Raw genomic sequence first — 18,802 nt, forward strand, 5'->3', positions numbered from 1 at the left:
CCTCTTCGGACGAAGAGGTGTCACACCGGCGGCCGGGCTCCGGCCGTCCGCCGCCGGTGCACCAGCCGGATCCGCCGGACGATCACGATCAGCCCGGCGATCAACGTCCCTCCGTACAGCCAGCCGGCCTGCGTGGCGAGCGCGGTGACCAGGCCCATCAGCCTGCCGCCGGTCCCTCCCTCGCCCTCGGCCAACGGCAGCAGCCCCACGGCGAACGCGATCGGTACGACGACGGGCGCGGTCATCAGGTCCCCCCGGCGCACCCACAGGGCGGTCAGCGCGCACACCGGCAGGAACAGCACGCCGTACGCCGTCGAGGACGCCCCGAACAGCGCCCCGCAGAGCGCGCCGAGCAGGAACATCACCACCGCGCAGAACAGCCCGCTGCCCAGGCCGGTCAGCCGGGGGTTCGGCAGTCCTCCCTTGGCGGGCGTCGACGCGGGCGCGGGCCGTCGTACCGGCACCGGGCGGCGCCGCGGCCCGGGCGGCCGGGCCGCGCGCACCGGCTCGCCCCCCGCTCCCCGTCCCGCCTGGGACGGCACGGGTTGCCGGGGCGGCCTGGGCCGGTCCCGTCGCGGTCCGTACTGGGGAGATCGCGTCCTGTATTGCTCCACCGCACCAACTTAGGTCGTTCTATATGCCGAATAGCCCTTCTGACACGCCGTGGAGCACGGCTTGGCCAAGCGTTCGATACGTCGCCGGGACGGTTCCGGACACGCCGTAGACTGGTGGATCGGCCGGTCCCCTGGCCCCCTGGCCCTCCACTCACGGGAAGTCGCAACGTGTCGCTCACGATCGGAATCGTCGGTCTGCCGAATGTCGGCAAGTCGACCCTGTTCAACGCCCTGACCAAGAACGACGTGCTGGCGGCCAACTACCCGTTCGCCACCATCGAGCCGAACGTCGGCGTGGTCGGCGTCCCCGACCCGCGCCTCACCAAACTGGCCGAGATCTTCTCCTCGCAGCGGGTGCTCCCCGCCACGGTCGACTTCGTCGACATCGCCGGCATCGTGCGCGGCGCCTCCGAGGGTGAGGGCCTGGGCAACAAGTTCCTCGCGAACATCCGCGAGTCCGACGCGATCTGCCAGGTCATCCGCGCCTTCAAGGACGAGAACGTCGTCCACGTGGACGGCAAGGTCTCGCCCAAGGACGACATCGAGACGATCAACACCGAGCTGATCCTCGCCGACCTGCAGACCATCGAGAAGGTCCTGCCGCGCCTCCAGAAGGAGTCGCGCATCAAGAAGGACATCGCGCCGAAGGTCAAGGCCGTCGAGGAGGCCAAGGAGATCCTGGAGAAGGGCGACACGCTCTTCGCGCACGGCCTCGTCCAGGGCAGCGAGCGCGCGGAGCTCCTGCACGACCTGCACCTGCTCACCACCAAGCCGTTCCTCTACGTCTTCAACGTCGACGAGGACGAGCTGACCGACGAGGACTTCAAGAACGAGCAGCGGGCTCTGGTCGCCCCGGCCGAGGCGATCTTCCTCAACGCCAAGCTGGAGGCGGACCTCGCCGAGCTCGACGAGGACGAGGCGCTGGAACTCCTCCAGTCCGTCGGCCAGGAGGAGCCGGGCCTGGCGACCCTGGCACACGTCGGCTTCCGCACCCTGGGGCTGCAGACGTACCTGACCGCCGGCCCCAAGGAATCCCGCGCCTGGACCATCAAGAAGAACGCCACCGCCCCCGAGGCCGCCGGCGTCATCCACACGGACTTCCAGAAGGGCTTCATCAAGGCGGAGGTCATCTCCTTCGACGACCTGGTGGAGACGGGGTCGGTGGCGGAGGCCCGCGCGAAGGGGAAGGCCCGCATGGAGGGCAAGGACTACGTCATGCAGGACGGGGACGTGGTGGAGTTCCGCTTCAATGTCTAGCGGGTGACTTAGCACCACATTGCCCATCCCGCAAACTTGCAGGTCAGAAGGGGTCTGACTCTCCAGGGTCAGACCCCTGGATTTTTACCGTGCTGGATTCGTGCTGGGCATCGATGTCAATCTCCTCGAACCGTGGAGACGATCCATGCGGACAGTCCCTCGGCGAGGATGGCTCGGTCGCGCGTTCGTAGTCGATCGGGCTCTTGCAGCCGCACATCGTTCGTAGTTGCCTGTGTTGTCGAAGTCGGTGACCCAGGTGGCGATCTTGATGCGGGCGCCGCTTGTGGGAAAGTCGGGGCACAGGCGGGTGGCGGCCCGGGCCGCGGTTTCAGACGCCGGCGCCGCCATCGACCGGCATCATCGCGCCGGTCACGTACCAGGGGCGGTCGCTGAGCAGTCAGGCGGCGGCCTCGGTGATCTGCCTGACCTCGGCCATCTGGCCGAGCGGGACCGTCGTGGTCATCCGCTCGACGATGCCGGGAGTAGCCACTTCCCACATACCGATGATCGATATCGCCGGAATCCCATCCGGTGTCGCCGCGGTACACGCTCCCACACCCGGGTCTTCCCCAGGGCCACCAGCGAGTTTTTGAGGGAATAGTAGGGTCGCGGAGGTCGCTGGTGCCGTGGTCGGGCATGGGTTCTGATGCCAGGAAGGGCACCCAACAGGGGACGGGGAACGGGGAAACATGGTCAAGAGCGGTAATCAAGGGGGAAGCGAACACGCCGTGCGGGTCTTCCGGGTCCAACGAGCTTTCACCGAGCTCGAAGGACAGATGCACGGTCCAGGTGAGCTGGCCGAGGTGACCGGACTGGACGACTCGACGGTTCACCGGATTCTGCAGTCCGGTATTCACGACGGCATATTCGTACGCGAGGGGCGTGGCCTCTACCGGCTCGGCTCCGGCGCCGCGCGTCTCGGCCTGAAGGCCCTCGCGCACGCGCCCAACACCGCTGAGGCGCATGGGGTGTTAGAGGAGATACGCAGGGCCACCGACGGAGGGCTCGTGTTCCTCTTCGGGCTGGCCCCCTTCGGCGGCGCCAAGAAGCAGTGCCTGGACATGGCTGTCGGCGACTCCGACCTGTCGGAGCTCGGTGTCAGCCAGCGTGCCCTCCTGACGGTCTTTCAGTCGTTGCGTACGGGTGCCTGCGGGCGGGCGATCCTCGCCCACCTGCCGGAGGTCATCCAGGAAGGCGTGCTGGCCGAGCCGACTCCCGTGGGCGCAGGCCCGGGGGCGTTCCGGGACAAAGGCACCCTGCTGGCCTCCCTCACGGCCGTGCGCGAACAAGGGGTGGCCATCGACTCGGAGGAGTGCGCCACCGGCTGGAACGGCCTTGCTGTGCCGGTCCGTTGGGATGGGCTGATCATGGGTTCCGTGGCGGTGCTCAAGCCCAAGGAGGCCATGCCTGAGTGGCCCGCCGGCATTCTGAGGGCGATGAAGGGGGCCGCCGCGGTGTTCACCGAGGCAGGCGGCCGCGGAGCCTGGTCGTCGGAGACCGCCAGCTCGTTCTGATCCCGGGGGTCGAGACCACTCGTCCTGGTCCCGGGGGCCCACAGGGCCCGACCGCGGAGCCGCAAGTGGTGAGCGCGGCTCCGCGGTACGGGTGCGCGGTACGGCTCCACGCGCGGGTACGCCCGGTTGGTCTCGCGCCCCGGGCGTACCCGGGGCCATGGCCCCGTGGAGGGCGTGCGCGCGGCCCGACCGACCCCGGAGGCGAGAGGTCCCTGGAGATCCCGTGAGGCCCCGCGTACGCGGGGCCTCCAGCGGAATCATCGCCGCAATCGCGAGGTGATCCTGCTGTCACAAAACTTCCTGTCGGGGCATCCTGTGTGTGACCGGCGTTCACGAAGCATTCGCTTCGCCGTACATGAGAATCCGGTGTCGTTTCTCGTGTGCCGGGAATGGTGCGGCGCCCATTCTCACCGTGCGGGAGAGGATTTGCGTTTCTTGACAGACCTCGATGCCGGTGCCTAATACTTGAACGGTGATGAGCCGGAGTTCCGGCGATCCGGATTCGCCGTCAGGGGAGCTGTCTTGGTCTACGCTGTCGATACCCGTTCGCACGCACCGCCGGAAGAGCGGCCGGACGAGGGGAAGAAATCGGTTTACTGCGCGGCGGCCAGTGCCGCTGCAAGTGGCACCTTAGGGCCTGCCGCAGTTTGTGTCGCAGGTCACGCCGCAGGTCACAGTACAGGCTCCGCCGGTGAAGGAGATGACGAACTACTCTCCTGGAAGCAGGAGTTGGAACGGGTTCCGCTGCTCTCCGCGCGCGAGGCGGAAGTGTTCGGTCTCCTCGGCGAGGGATATTCCAACCGCAGTATCGCGCGCGAACTGGATATCACCGAACGAACAGCCAAGTTCCATGTGGCACGAGTGCTGAGCAAATTGCGTGTTGAATCCAGGTTGCAAGCAGGCCTTGTCGCCCATTCTTTTCGCCGCCTGTACCAAGGTGCAGTTCCGCGCAGAGTGGATACAAGATAGTTTATGCCTGGGAGGAAGGACCGAGGTCACGGGCCCGGTTTTTCTCCGGAGCTTTTCCCGAGACACACCCTGCGAAGGCCCCGACAGGCCCGACTTCGTGGAATCTCGCTGCTCTCGCTCTTCCTCGGTGACGGAGAAAGGACACGCCCATGCCGGCCCAGCCCGCCGCTCTCGCCGAGAGCCCCGCGCAGACCCGTACGGCGCATGCCCCCGAGCCCGCCCCGCCCGGCATGCGGGACAGCGTCGACGCCCTGCACGCCACCCGCCTGGCCGCCGAGCAGGGGCCCGGCGCGCGCGCCACCGAGCAGCAGCATGCCCGGGGCAAGCTGACCGCCCGCGAACGCCTGGACCTCCTCTTCGACGAGGGTTCGTTCACCGAGGTCGAGCAGTTGCGCAGGCACCGCGCCACCGGCTTCGGCCTGGAGAATCGCAGGCCGCACACCGACGGCGTCGTCACCGGCTGGGGCACGGTCCACGGCCGCACCGTCTTCGCGTACGCCCACGACTTCCGCATCTTCGGCGGCTCGCTCGGTGAGGCCCACTCCACGAAGATCCACAAGATCATGGACATGGCCGTCAAGGCGGGCGCCCCGCTGGTGTCGCTCAACGACGGTGCGGGGGCCCGTATCCAGGAGGGTGTCTCCGCACTGGCCGGGTACGGCGGGATCTTCCAGCGCAACACCAGGGCTTCGGGTGTGATCCCGCAGATCTCGGTGATGCTCGGTCCGTGCGCGGGCGGTGCCGCCTACTCGCCTGCCCTGACGGACTTCGTCTTCATGGTCCGTGAGACCTCGCAGATGTTCATCACCGGACCTGACGTGGTCCAGGCGGTGACAGGTGAGGAGATCACACAGAACGGGCTCGGCGGCGCCGACGTCCACGGCACGGTCTCCGGCGTCGCCGGGTTCGTCCACGACGACGAGGCCGAATGCCTCGAGGAAGTGCGCTACCTGCTGTCGCTCCTGCCGTCCAACAACCGGGAACTGTCGCCGGCCCTCGAATCCGACGACCCGGCGGGCCGCCGGACCGACGCGCTCGCCGACTTGGTCCCCGCCGAGGGAAACCGGCCCTACGACATGCGCGCGGTGATCCAGGAGATCGTCGACGACGGCGAGCTGATGGAGACGCACGCGGGCTGGGCGGGCAACATCATCTGTGCGCTGGCCCGGCTGGACGGGCGGACCGTCGGCGTGGTCGCCAACCAGCCGGCCCACCTGGCCGGAGCACTGGACATCCACGCCTCGGAGAAGGCCGCCCGGTTCATCTCCACCTGCGACGCCTTCAACATCCCCCTGGTCACCCTCGTCGACGTACCGGGTTTCCTGCCCGGCGTGGACCAGGAGCACAACGGCATCATCCGGCACGGCGCGAAGCTGCTGTACGCGTACTGCAACGCCACCGTGCCGCGTATCTCCCTCGTGCTGCGCAAGGCCTACGGCGGGGCGTACATCGTCATGGACTCCCAGTCCGTCGGCGCCGACCTGACGTATGCCTGGCCGACGAACGAGATCGCGGTGATGGGCGCCGAGGGCGCGGCGAACGTCGTCTTCCGCCGGGAGATCGCCGCCTCGGACGCTCCGGAGGTGACCCGGGCCCAGCTGGTCAAGGAGTACAGGCAAGAGCTGATGCACCCTTACTACGCCGCTGAACGCGGCCTCGTCGACGATGTCATAGATCCCGCGCACACCCGCTCGGTGCTCATCGAGGCGCTGCGTGTCCTGCGTAGCAAGGACGTCGACCTGCCGTCGCGCAAGCACGGCAACCCGCCGGCATGACGGGCGCCGCGGACACCACGGACAGCACGGGTACGGCGACCACGGACACCGTGCTCACGGTGGTGCGGGGGCGTCCCGACGATCTCGAACTGGCCGCGGTCACCGCCGTCCTGGGGGCCATGGCGCGGCAGGCGGACACCACCGCGCCGTGGACGCCGCCGGGCCCGGTGGGCGTGCGATGGGGCAGCGACGGCCGTACCCGCCCGGCCGGCTCCTGGCGCCGCGACGCGGGCAGACACCGGCCGGGCCCCGCGGGCCCCGCCCGGGGCATGTCATGAGCCGCCCCCGCGAAAGCAGCCGGAGGCCGCGGCCCGCCCGTCCTGGGCCGACAGGGGCTGGGGCCGCGCCCCGGACCGTACCCGTGTGCCGTACCGACGCCGGTTTCCCCGACTCAATCGACTGGGAGCCGATAGTGAAACATCCACTCAACCCGATCGACGAGGTCTTCCTCGGCATGGACCGCGAACTCAGCCTGACCCAAGGGCAGTTCCTACGGTTCCGTGGAGAGGCGCCCTCGCTGGACGAGGTCCATGACCACCTGGCGGAGCGACTGCCCGGCCTGCCGCGGCTGACCCACCGGGCGGTGACCGGCAGGCGCGGCGCGTTCCGTGCCCCCAGTGCCGGCTTCGACCTGCACGACCACGTACAGGAGATGAAGCTCCCTGCCGGTACCCCGCTGGACGAGGTGCTGACCGCCCTGGTGCGCCTGCCGCTGAGCGAGAGCGGCCCCCTGTGGTCGATCCACCTCGTCCACGGATACGCGGACGGTGAGTACGCCGTCTGTTACCGGGTCCACCACGGCCTGGAGGACGGGATGGGCGCGGCCCACGTCGCCGCCGTCCTGTTCGGCGGCACTCCGCACTCGGGGCCGACACCCCGGGACGGGCAGCGGGACGGGCTGCGCGCGGGACCGCTGTGCACCGCCGGGCCGTTGGAGCTGCTGCACGGCACACTCAGCGTGGGCGCCGGCATGGTGCGGGGGCTGGCGCCCGGTCGGCTCTGGCCCAGGACGTATCCCGGCCCGGAGAACCTGGCCATGTGCAGTACGAGTGCGACCCGGCGCGAACTGAGCGAACTGGGAAGGGAGTTCGGCGGCACCGTCAACGACGCCTTCCTCATGGCACTGTGGGGCGCGCTGTCCGCCTGGAGCACGACGGGCGACGGTCGCCGCGACGCGCGCTCGGTGTTCCGCGCGTCGCCCGTACCGGTGCGGATGCCGCTGAGTACCCGGCAGAACGGTGAGGAGGACGCCGTCGGCAACCATCTCACGACGGCATTCGTCACACTGCCCAGCCAGGAACTGCCGCCCGCCGAGGCGTTCGCGCAGCTCGTCGGCAGCACTCAGCGGATGCGTTCCAACGGTCTGCGGCCGGCCAGCAGGGCGCTGATCGCTCTGCTGCCGGCAGCCCTGATCCGCTGGACGGTGAGGCGACTGCTCAGCCCCCGCTCGTCCCCGCTGTACGCCTCCAACTACCTTCTGCCCGCCTCTCTTTCCTTCCGCGGCGACCAGGTCGTGGATGCCATACCGCTCGGTGTGCTGCTGCCGGGCAACGCCCTGTCGGTGACGCTGCTGTCCTGCGGCTCGCGGGTGCAGGTGAGTTTCCTGTACGACAGCAGGCTGCCGGACGCCCAGCGGCTGGCCGTCCTGTGGCGTGAGGCCCTCGACGAGCTCGACGCGATGAACGTGCTGCACCCGGCGTAGCCGTCCGTACCGCGTGCACCCTGTCCCGCATCCCCACGTCCCGTCCCCCCACCACCCATTCTTCGGAGGGCTTTCCATGTCGAGTCGGTCCAGTTCTCGCGGTCATTCCGTATGGACCCTGATCGTGACCGGACTCGCGGTCTTCATGGCGGCGTTGGACAACCTCGTCGTCATCACCGCTCTGCCCGCCATCCAGAAGTCGCTCGACACGAGCCTGCAGGACCTGGAATGGACGGTGAACGCCTACACCCTGTCCTTCGCCGTCTTCCTGATGGCCGGTGCGGCGGCCGGTGACCGCTTCGGCCGCCGCAAGATGTTCGTGGCGGGACTTGTCGTCTTCACCGTGGCGTCGGCGGCGTGCGCCCTCGCGGACACCGCCCAGCAGCTGATCATCGCCCGTGCCGTGCAGGGCTTCGGCGCCGCCATCGTCATGCCACTCACGCTGACCCTGCTGACCGTCGCGGTGCCGCCCCGCCGGCGTGCCCTCGCGCTGGGCATCTGGGGTGCGCTGAGCGGATTGGCTGTAGCGCTCGGGCCGCTGATCGGCGGCGCCGTCGTCGAGAAGATCTCCTGGGAGTGGATCTTCTGGGTCAATGTGCCGATCGGTGTGGTGGTGCTGGCACTCAGCCTGTGGAAGCTCGCTGAGAGCAAGCACCCGGAGAGCACGCTCGACAAGACGGGCACCATCCTGTTGAGCCTCGGCATGTTCGGAGTGGTGTACGCCCTCGTGCGGACCACCGAGCACGGCTGGGCCAGCAGCGAGGTGCTGACCTACCTGATCGCCGGAGTGGCACTCATCGCGGCCTTCGTCCTCTGGGAGCTGCGCACCCCCCACCCGATGCTGCCGATGCGGCTGTTCCGCAGCCGTTCGTTCAGCGCTGTCAACTCGGCCAGCCTCCTGATGTTCGCCGCCATGTTCGGGCTGGTGTTCCTGCTGACCCAGTTCATGCAGAACATTCAGGGCTTCTCGCCGCTCGAAGCGGGGGTGCGGATGCTGCCGTGGACCGCGATGCCGGTCCTGGTCGCCCCGTTCACCGCCCTGCTCACCGGGCGGCTGGGCAACCGGCTGGTGGTCGCCACGGGCCTGTTGTTCGAGGCGGTCGGCCTCGGCTGGCTCGCCCTGGTGACCGAGGCGAACACCGACTACGCCGACCAGGTTCCAGGGCTGGTGCTCGGCGGCATCGGACTCGGGTTGTTCTTCGCCCCCGTCGCCGAGATGGCCATGAACATCGTCGCCCCCCGTGACCAGGGCATCGCCTCCGGAGCCAACAACACCTTCAGGGAGCTCGGCGGTGTGCTCGGCGTGGCCGTGCTGACGTCGGTGTTCACCGCCCAGGGCGGCTACGACTCGCCGCAGGCCTTCGTGGACGGCCTCGTCCCGGCCACCTGGGTCGGCGCCGCGATCGCCGCCCTCGGCTGCCTCGCCATCCTGGCCGCACCGCGCCGGTCCAGGGAGCAGAACGACGCGTGGCAGGAAGAAGAGGACGAGGAGCGCCCGGACACCGGGAAGACGAACCCGGCCGGCCCGTCGGACCCGACTGACGTGCTGGAACCCTCGCAGCGCTGACAGCCGCCCGGAGCCCTGGGCCGCTCTGGGCAAGGGCCCGGACCGTACGCATTCGCCCGACAGTCGACCAGCCAGTGGCAGGGAGTCGAGATGTACGACGCAATAGTTGTCGGCGCACGGATCAGCGGCGCCGCCACGGCCATGCTGCTGTCTCGGGCAGGCCACAAGGTGCTGTTGCTCGACCGGGCCGTGTTCCCGGGCGGCAAGGCGGCGGCGACCAACCTGGTCCACCCGCCGGGCATACTCCGGCTCCAACGCTGGGGTCTGCTCGACGAGCTGACGGCCACCGGCTGCCCGCCCATCATCGAGTACGGCCTGCGCAGCGGCCCGGTGGAGCTGATGGCCCGGCTACCCGCCCTGGACGGGGTGGGCGAGGCGTACTCCCCGGAGCGCGCCAGGCTCGACCAGATCCTGCTGGACGCCGCGGTCAGGGCCGGGGCGGAACTGCGTACCGGCGTCTCGGTCCGGCAGCTGATCACCGACGAGGCGGGCACGGTCACCGGTGTGCGGGGGGAGACGGCGAACCGCACCCCCGTCGTCGAACACGCCCCGGTCGTGGTGGGGGCCGACGGCTCCAACTCGACCCTGGCCCGGCTGGTGGACGCGCCGAAGTACGACGCGCACCCCGTCCTCAACAAGAGCCACTGGTCGTACTGGGAGGGACTACCGCACGACGGGCGGGTCCGCACCTACCGTCAGGCCGGCAAGCACGCGTTCACCTGGCCGACCCACGACGGGCTGACCATCGTGGGAGTGGCTCTGCCGGTGGCCGACTTCAAGGCGACGAGCGACGAGGACCGCGACCGTACGGTCATCTCCGCGTTCGACGAAGTGGATCCCGAGCGGGCCGATCTGCTGCGCACGACCAAGCGCGTCGACCGCTGGATGACCGGGGCCGTACCCAACTTCCTGCGCCGCTCGCACGGCCCCGGCTGGGCGTTGGTCGGGGACGCGGGCTACACCCGGGACCCGATCACCGCCGCCGGGATCACCGACGGACTGCGCGGCGCCGAACTCCTCGCCACCGCCATCGGGTCGGGCCTCTCCGGCAGCGAACCGCTGCCGGCCGCGCTCGCCCGCTACGCCCGCGACCGCGACGACCTGGTCACCGGCCACTACCGCTACACCCGGGACCATGCGACGATCGCGGACCACTCGCGCGAGGAACTGGCGTTCATCCGGGCCATGAACCGCAGCCCCACACACGGCCGCGCGATGGTCGGCATGTTCGCCACGATGATCCACCCGGCGGAGTTCTACTCGCCGGCCAGCGTCCACGCCCTGCTCGACTATCTGGAGCCGGGCAACGGGCCGGGCTGGAAACTGCGAATGGTGCGCTGGCTGGCCCGCGGCGCGCCCCGGCACATCCCCGGGGCGACCCGCACCGCCGACCGGCTGGTGGCCAAGAACCTCGGCCCCATGGGCCAGTACCTGGCCTGAACCTCGCCCTCCCCCCTCGTTCTCGTCCTCATCCGATCCGCACCACCAGCTTGGAGGCACCACCATGACCGTCCACACGTCGACGGACCTGCGCACCACCTTCCTCTTCCCCGGCCAGGGCGGATTCGACAGTGCAGCCCTGCGCCTGGCCGAGGAGAAGTACCCGCAGGTCCGGCGGGTCTTCGAGCGTATCGACGCGGAGACCATGAGCCTGTTCTCGCGCCGAATATCCGACGTGGTCCTCGGGGCGCACCCCACGGACCTGCGCGAACTCCTCGACGACGAAGCCTGGGTCTCCCAGGTGGCCATCTACGCCGCCGGCCTGGCCGCGTACGAGGTCCTGGACGCCCAGGGGGTGCGTCCGGACGTCCTCGTCGGCCACAGCCTCGGCGAGATCACCGCACTGGTCGCCGCCGGGGCGTTCTCCGTCGAGGACGGGGTGCGAATCGTCGCCCAGCGCGTGGCGGTCATCCAGCGGCAGAACGCCGTCGAGGGCCGCATGGTGGCGCTGTCCGCCGGCGCCGAGCGGTCTCGCCGCCTGCTGGAACTGCTGGACGACCCGATGCTGGCCGTCGCCACCGAGAACCACGACGAGCAGACCGTGGTGAGCGGCCCGGGCGAGATTCTCGACCGGGTGATCGCGATCGCCGGGCAACTGGGCATCGGCGCCATCGAGATCGACGCCCCCTTCCCCTTCCACACCCCGGCTCTCGCCCCCGCCGTACCCGAATTCGCCGCCTACGTCGGCAAGCTGGACCAGCACCCGCTGCAGCGCCTGGTGTACTCGCCGATCCTCCAGCGGTACTACGAGCCCGACGACGCGTTGGCCGACCGTCTCGCCGAGCACTTCGTCTCCCCGGTACGGTTCGCCGCCGCCGTGCGCCACCTGCAGACCGCCGGTGTCAACACGTTCGTGGAAGCGGGCGGGCGGGCCGCGCTGTCCAAGCTCGTCGTCCGGCTGACCAAGGGCTCGGACGTACGCGCCCTGCCGTCACTCGCGGTCGACGGCGACGGCGGCCTCGCGCTGGACGCCACCCTGCGGGTCCTGCGGGACGCCGGTCTGGCCGATGCGACCAGGGCGGCCCCGGGCCTCGCCGAACTGCTGGCCCCCACAGTGCCTGCCGGCGTGTTCGAGGCGTACTGGGCCCAGCACGGCGACGAGGTGCTCCGGCGCATCGCCGACGACCTGGGCGACTTCACCCCGGAGCCGGCGGCGCAGACACCCTCGCCCGGCACCGGAGCGACCACCCCTGCCGCACCGGCTCCTACCTCGCCGGCGCCGTCCGCCGAGGCACCGGACCGTGCGGAGATCCACGCCGAACTGCGGACCCTGTACGCCGAGGCGCTGGAGTACCCGGAGGAGGTCTTCGAGGACGGCGTGCAACTGGAGGCCGAACTGGGGGTCGACTCGGTCAAGCAGGTCGAGCTGCTCTCCCGCGCCTCCAAGCGATACGGCCTGCCCACACGGGAGGCCGGCTTCCGCCTGGAGAACTACAACACCATAGACAAGATCGTCGACTTCGTGCTCACGGAGCTGTCCGGCCGGGAGGCCGTCGCCACCGGCTGACGGCGCGCAGCGGGCTGCTGTCGTCTTCCCGTTCCGCCGACATTCCGTTCCGCCGACTTCCCCCTACTTCCTCCCGGCTTTCCCTCGCTCTCGGCTCCAGAAGGGCACGTGTTCCATGAAAGACCTCGCAGGCAAGGTGGCCCTGGTCACCGGCGGATCGAAAGGGATAGGCAAGGCCATCGCGCGTGAACTCGCCTCGCGCGGCGCCTCGATCGTCCTCAACTACTTCCACTCGCACGACCAGGCCAAGGAAACCCGCGACGAGCTGACCGCCGAGGGCCACCGGGTCGACCTGGTCCGTGGATCAGTGGCCAGGCAGGAACAGGTCGACCGGATATTCGCCGAGACGGACCGACTGCACGGCCGGCTCGACATCCTCGTCAACAGCGCCGCCGACGGCGCGCTGCTGCCGCTGGACGAGATCACCGACGAGCACCTCGACAGGGCCATCGAGGTCAACTACAAGGGCGGGCTGCGCTGCGCACGCGCTGCCGCGCCGCTGATGGCCAGGAGCGGTGGCGGTTCGATCGTCACCGTCTCCGCCCTCGGCGGCTCCCAGATGGTGATGGCCAACTACCTGGCGTGCGCCCCGGCGAAGGCCGCGGCCGAGGCCGCGGCCCGGTACCTGGCCGTGGAGCTGGCACCGCTCGGCATCCGGGTCAACACGGCGTCCGCCGCCATGCTGAGCAGCGAGGTGGCGGACAAGTTCCCCCAAGCGGCCCAGATGCAGGACGTCATCGCGCGGGCCACCCCCTGGGGGCGGCTCGGCACACCGGAGGAGTTCGCCACGGTGGTGGCCTTCCTCGCCTCCGACGACGCCCGCTGGATCACCGGCCAGGTCATCCTCGCCGACGGCGGCCTCACGCTGGGCGCCGCCCTGCTCTCGCCTCCCGCCCCGCCGGAGGAGCAGGGCCGGCCTGCTCTGGATCCCGCCGCGCTGTCCCCGGCCCAGCCGACCGCCGTGCCGGAACCGGCCTCGGTGCGGCGCGTCGAAGCCGTGGCCGAGACGCCCATGGAGCCCGTGGAGCCCGTGGCGGCGGCCGAAGTGCCGTCCGCTGAGGCGGAGTTCGGGGACGACTCGATCGCCGTCGTCGGCATGGGCCTCGCTGTCGCCGGGGCGAACAGCCCTGAGGAATTCTGGAAGCTCCGTATGACGGGGGACGAACTGTTCGTCGAGGTCCCCGAGGACCGCTGGCAGCACCAGAGCTTCCACTCGGCGGACACGGCAGCCGAGGACAAGGCGTACGCCGACCACTGTGTGTTCATCACCGGCTTCCAGCCCGCCGACGGCGCCTTGGACGGCATGGAAGGGGGCCCTGACGACCAGGAGTTCACCACCCAGTGGCTCCGCCACAGCATGGTCCAGGCGCTCGACGGGGTCCGCCGCAGCGACACCGACCGCTGCTCCTTCGTGGTCGGTTACACCCCGGACGGCAGCCAGCACCTGGAGGAGGCCGGGGTCCTGGCCGGCGTGACCAGGATGACGCACGAGATCGTCGACGACCTGGCGATGTCCGACGACGAACGTGCCGCGCTGCGCGGGGGCATCGACGATTCGCTGACCCGCCGCTACCGGCGCGGCGGCAGCAACCCGTCCCGGTTCCTGCCGCACCGAGTCGGCGAACTGGCCATGCGGGGCATCCTGCCGGCCTCCACCGAGCTCCACATGGTCGACACCGCGTGCTCCTCCTCGCTCTACGCCATCGACATCGCGGCCAAGGGTCTGCTGATGGGCAAGCAGGACATCGCGGTGTGCGGCGGGGCCTTCGCCCTGGCGCCGCGCGGCACGGTGCTCTTCTCCAAGCTTCAGGGACTGTCCACGAGCGGCAAAGTGCACGCCCTGGACGAGGCGGCCGACGGTGTGATCTTCGCCGACGGCGCCGCCCTGGTCGTACTCAAGCGGCTGAGCAAGGCCCAGGAGGACGGCGACCAGGTCCTCGGCGTGCTGCGGGCGTTCGGTTCCTCCTCGGACGGCAAGGGCAAGGCGATCTACGCGCCGAACTCGGCCGGCCAGAGCCTCGCCGTGCGGCGCGCGCTGGAGAACGGCGACGTGAACGGCGACGACGTGGACTGGATCAACGCGCACGCGACCGGCACCCCCGCCGGTGACCTCGCGGAGTTCTCCACCCTGCGGGAGCACTTCGGCACGGCCCGGCCGACCGCGGTCACCTCCAACAAGTCCCTGATCGGGCACACCGGCTGGGCGGCCGGAGTCGTCTCGCTCATCGAGAACCTGAAGGGCCTCGAAAAGCGGACCATTCCGGGCCAGTACCGCTTCACCAACCCCCGCGAGGACTTCCGCCTCGCCGACACCCGGCTGGACATTCCGTGCGAGGCGGCGCAGTGGTCCGGGCGCGGTGACCGGCCCCGTCTCGCCGCCGTCTCCGGGTTCGGCTTCGGCGGGACCAACGCGCACCTGATCGTCGCCGAGAACCAGCCACGCGTGGCGGCGCCCGCCGCGGGCCCGTCGGCGGCGACCTCGTCGGAGGCCGTCCCCGCCGTCGCGGCTCCGTCAGCGGCAGCAGGGGTCGACGTGGCCGAGGCCGTCCCGGCCGACGCGGTTCCGGCAGGGGCAGCCCTGACCGAGGTGGCCCACACCAGGGCGACGGTGGCCCCCGCCGGAACGATCCCGGCCACCAAGAAGCCGGACCCCGACAGCCGGGTGGCCATCGTCGGGTGGTCGTCGCACCTGCCCGGCCTGGCGGACCACAAGGAGGTGTCGTCCTGGCTGGCCGGCGGGAAGCCGCCGCTGGACACCTTCGGCACCGCGTACCCGTCGCCGCCGTTCAACGAGGTCCGGCTGCCTCCCAAGACCATCAGGGCCCTGGACCGGTGCCAGCTGATGATCCTGCAGTGCGCCCACCGGCTCCGCGACCAGATGCCCGAGTTCTGGGGCAAGCAGGCCGCCAAGACCGGTGTCTTCGTCGGGCACATGGGCCCGACCCGGGCCGCCATGCTGTACGCGAACCGCTGCTACCTCGACGACATCGGGCAGGCCCTCGCCGACTCACCGCTGGCCGGGTCCCCGGCCGCCGCCCAGGTGCTGGAGCAACTGCGCGAGCAGGTCCGGGCGTTGATACCGGAGTCCAACGAGGACGCTTTCCCCGGCCAGATGCCCAACATCATCTCCGCCCGGGTGTCGAACTACTTCGACCTGCACGGCCCGAACATGACGATGGACGCCGGTTTCGCCTCCGCCCTGTCGTCGATCACCTCGGCCGGCCGCTATCTGCGCACCGGCGAGCTGGACTTCGCGCTGGCCGGCGGTATCAACGGCAACAGCCTGCCGGAGTACCGCGCCCTCATCGGCGACCTGCTCCCGGAGCGGGAGCAGCAACTCGCTGAGGGTGCCTTCCTGTTCGCCCTCGCCACCGAGGAGCGGGCGAAGCGCGAGGGCCTGCCGATCCTGGCGTACGTCGACGAGCCGCTGGGCAGCGCCGCAGCACAGGCCGGCGCCGTATCCGTGCGGGACTCCGTGCGGTGCACAGAGCCCGAGCACGCCCGTTATCTGGGCGCCGCCGGGGGACTTGCCGTACTGAAGGCCCTGCACGGGCCTGCCGGCACGGTGGAGGTCTCCTGCGACCAGACCGGCGGCGCACCGGGCGCCCGGCTCCGGCTGACCTTGCCCGGCCGCGCCGCCCCCGCCGGGCCCGCCCCGGAGCAGGGCCGGTCACACGGCGCGGCCGTCACCGGCACCCTGCCGGAGCGCTTCGTGTCGGCCACGCACACCGGGGAGGGCGTTTCGCTGCGGGTGCGCCGCCAGATCCCGGTGCTTGAGGCGACCCCGCCCCGGCGGGTGCGCGAGCCGATTCCGTTTCTGCCGGACGGTGCCCTCGTCGTCACCGACACCCCCGGCCCGCTGGCCGAGGCGGCAGGCCCCGACGCTGCCCTGACCGTGCTGTCCACCACCCCGCTGACGGCGCCCCGCCCTGGCTGGCACCACCTGCCCGAGGTCACCCCCGGCGCCGTCCGCGAGGCCCTGGCGGGCGCCGGGCGACCGGTCACGCACCTGCGCGTGCTGGCCGCCCTGGGGCGCTCGGCACCCGCCGGGCAGTCGCTCATCAAGGGTTCCTCGGCTCTTCTCGCCCTGCACGACGCGGCGTACCTCGCTGTCCAGCACGCGTACGACGGGCTGTCCACCGCCGAGTCCACCCTCGTCATGCTGTTCCTCGACGCGGTGCCCGGCGGCACCCCGCACCCCTTCTCCGGGCTGTTCACCGGTCTGCTCAAGAGCGCCGGCCGGGAACTCGCCGACAGCACCAGTTTCGCGCTGCTCACCTCGGCCACCGAAGTGGGTGACGCGGTGAGGCTGGTGGAGCGGGAAAGCCGGGCGTACCGGGACTTCCCCGTAGTCGTCGACACCGACGGGGTGCGCCGCACCCACCGGCTGAACGACGAGCCGATCGCCCTGGACGCCTCCGCCCCGGCGGCCTTGGACCGGGACTCCGTGGTCGTCGTCGCCGGCGGCGCCCGAGGCATCACCGCCGAGGTGCTCAAGGCGGTCGCCGCTGAATTCGGCCCCCGCATCCATGTGTTCGGCAGCAACGACCTGGACAGCTACCCGCCGTCGGTCTTCGCCGGCAGCGACCAGGAGTTCGCGGCGGGCCGGGCGGCTTACATCTCCGCCGAACTCGCCAAGGCCAAGAACGAGGCCAGGAACAACGGCAAGGCGAAAGGCGAGGGCACGGGCAAGCGTCCTTCCGTGGCGGACCTCAACAAGTCCTTCGACCGGATGCTCAACGCCCGCGACGCCCGGCGCAACCTCGACGTGATGACGGAGCACAGCGGCGCGGGCCGGGTCACCTACGTGCAGTGCGACATGCGCGACGACGCCCAGGTGGAGAAGGCCATCGGTGAGGTGCTCCAGGAACACGGGCGGATCGACCTGCTGGTCAACGCCGCCGGGCTGCAGCGCTCGGCGCTCATCAAGGACAAGGACTTCGCGGAGTTCACCTCCATCCGTGACCTGAAGGTCGAGTCGTACCTCAACCTCAAGTACGCGCTGCGCGACGCCCCGCCCCGCATGTGGTGCAACTTCGGTTCGCTGCTCGGGTACTTCGGGCAGCTCGGCGAGTCCGACTACGCCTCGGCCAACGACTTCCTGGGCAGCGCGGCCACCTATGCGGCGGCCACCTCGGAACTCCACGAGTTCACCATCGGGTGGACACTGTGGGCCGGTGTCGGCATGGGCGCCGACGAGCTGACGAAGGCGTACTACGAGCGGGCCGGCTCCTACAGCAGCATGGCCGTCCCCGAAGGCGTGCACCACTTCGTACAGGAACTGCACGCACCCGTCCGGCGGCCTTCCCTCGTGCACCTGGGGGACGCCGAACGCGTCACCGTCGAGGAGTTCTACCCCGGCTACCTCACGGGCGGTACGACCGCAGGTACGGCCACCGGTGCGGATGCGGTCGCGTCGGCCGCCGGTACGGATGCTGTCGCGCCGCGGCCACAGCCGCCGGAACCCGGCTTCTTCCTGCGCCGAGTCGTCGAGTCGACGGCGACGTCCGCCGTGTTCGAGTGCCGCTTCGACCTGGAAACCGACGGCTACCTGGAACACCACACCGTGCGCGGCGAGCCGACCCTGCCGGGAACGTTCGTCACCGAAATGGCCGCGGAGGCCGCCCGGTACCTGGCGCCCGACCAGCACGTCGTCGCTTTCGAGGACCTGCGGTTCGAGCACTTCCTGCGCGTCTACCGCGACCTGCCGACCGCCCCGAAGCGGCTGCACGCGCGGATCGCCGCGTCCTCGGGCGACACGACCGCCGTCGAGGTGCGGATCACCGAGGACGTGGTGTCACCGGCCGGCGTCGTACTCGTCAAGGACCGGGTGCACTTCACGGTCCGGGTCCTGCTCGCCGGGACCTTCCCCGCCGCTCCGCTGTGGGAGGCGTGGGACACCGCCGACGACACCCCGGTGCCCGACCCGTACCACCGGTCCGGCTCACCGGTGCGGCTGACCGGGCCGTTCGTGTCCACAACCGACACCCGTATCCACCCCAACGGCAAGCGGGGCCGCTACGCCCTGTCGCTCCCCGCCGACGACCCGACGTGGCAGCGGTTCACCGTTCCGAGCATCCTGCTGGACGGCCTGGCCAGGGTCGGCGTACTGGACCTCGTCGACGGTCACCTGATCCCCGTCGCCGCGCCGTTGTCGATCCGCCGCATCGACCTTTACGAGGAGACGAACGACCTGACCCTGTCCGGGGCCGGAGAGGACATCGACCTGTACGCCACCCCGCCCGGCTTCGACCTGGCCGCCGACCTGGTCGACAACCGGTTTATCGCCACCCGGCCCGACGGCCGGATGCTCCTGCAGATGAAGGACATGCGGGCGACGCTGATCGGCCATGTCGACGCCCGGACCGGCGAAGCCGTCGCGGCCACCCGTGACTGA

At 70.3% G+C, this 18,802-nt stretch carries 11 protein-coding genes; 10 read left to right on the plus strand and 1 reads right to left on the minus strand.

Annotated elements, in window-relative coordinates:
- Window positions 1-20: 20 nt before the first annotated feature.
- Window positions 21-614: a DUF6542 domain-containing protein gene (locus AB0G20_RS14910; RefSeq protein ID WP_361301348.1), complete on the minus strand. Its 594-nt coding sequence runs from the start codon at window positions 612-614 to the stop codon at window positions 21-23.
- A gap of 168 nt (window positions 615-782) precedes the next feature.
- Between AB0G20_RS14910 and ychF the strand changes: the two genes are divergently transcribed.
- From ychF to AB0G20_RS14960, 10 genes are all read left to right on the plus strand, one after another.
- On the plus strand, window positions 783-1,871 hold the full coding sequence (gene ychF, locus AB0G20_RS14915) for a redox-regulated ATPase YchF (protein ID WP_361301351.1): 1,089 nt from the start codon (window positions 783-785) through the stop codon (window positions 1,869-1,871).
- Window positions 1,872-2,560: 689 nt separating this feature from the next.
- The gene (locus tag AB0G20_RS14920; RefSeq protein WP_361301354.1) at window positions 2,561-3,385 is read left to right on the plus strand and encodes an IclR family transcriptional regulator C-terminal domain-containing protein; all 825 of its coding nucleotides are present in this window, start codon (window positions 2,561-2,563) and stop codon (window positions 3,383-3,385) included.
- A 522-nt stretch (window positions 3,386-3,907) separates the two neighbouring features.
- Window positions 3,908-4,354 (plus strand): helix-turn-helix transcriptional regulator, encoded by a 447-nt coding sequence (locus AB0G20_RS14925; RefSeq protein WP_361301357.1) that lies wholly within the window; start codon window positions 3,908-3,910, stop codon window positions 4,352-4,354.
- A gap of 230 nt (window positions 4,355-4,584) precedes the next feature.
- Window positions 4,585-6,129: an acyl-CoA carboxylase subunit beta gene (locus AB0G20_RS14930; protein WP_361302413.1), complete on the plus strand. Its 1,545-nt coding sequence runs from the start codon at window positions 4,585-4,587 to the stop codon at window positions 6,127-6,129.
- On the plus strand, window positions 6,126-6,407 hold the full coding sequence (locus tag AB0G20_RS14935) for an acyl-CoA carboxylase subunit epsilon (RefSeq protein WP_361301360.1): 282 nt from the start codon (window positions 6,126-6,128) through the stop codon (window positions 6,405-6,407). The genes AB0G20_RS14930 and AB0G20_RS14935 overlap by 4 nt, the downstream gene beginning before the upstream one ends.
- A 134-nt stretch (window positions 6,408-6,541) precedes the next feature.
- The gene (locus AB0G20_RS14940) at window positions 6,542-7,831 is read left to right on the plus strand and encodes a wax ester/triacylglycerol synthase domain-containing protein (protein ID WP_361301363.1); all 1,290 of its coding nucleotides are present in this window, start codon (window positions 6,542-6,544) and stop codon (window positions 7,829-7,831) included.
- 76 nt (window positions 7,832-7,907) lie between these two features.
- Entirely contained in the window at window positions 7,908-9,398 is a 1,491-nt protein-coding gene (locus tag AB0G20_RS14945) for an MFS transporter (RefSeq protein ID WP_361301366.1), read from the plus strand.
- A gap of 90 nt (window positions 9,399-9,488) precedes the next feature.
- Window positions 9,489-10,838, plus strand: a complete 1,350-nt coding sequence (locus AB0G20_RS14950) for an NAD(P)/FAD-dependent oxidoreductase (RefSeq protein WP_361301369.1) — start codon at window positions 9,489-9,491, stop codon at window positions 10,836-10,838.
- A 64-nt stretch (window positions 10,839-10,902) separates the two neighbouring features.
- Entirely contained in the window at window positions 10,903-12,405 is a 1,503-nt protein-coding gene (locus tag AB0G20_RS14955; RefSeq protein ID WP_361301372.1) for an acyltransferase domain-containing protein, read from the plus strand.
- A gap of 115 nt (window positions 12,406-12,520) precedes the next feature.
- Entirely contained in the window at window positions 12,521-18,802 is a 6,282-nt protein-coding gene (locus AB0G20_RS14960; protein WP_361301375.1) for an SDR family oxidoreductase, read from the plus strand.

It is taken from the genome of Streptomyces sp. NPDC024017 (assembly GCF_040638895.1).
Lineage (GTDB): Bacteria > Actinomycetota > Actinomycetes > Streptomycetales > Streptomycetaceae > Streptomyces.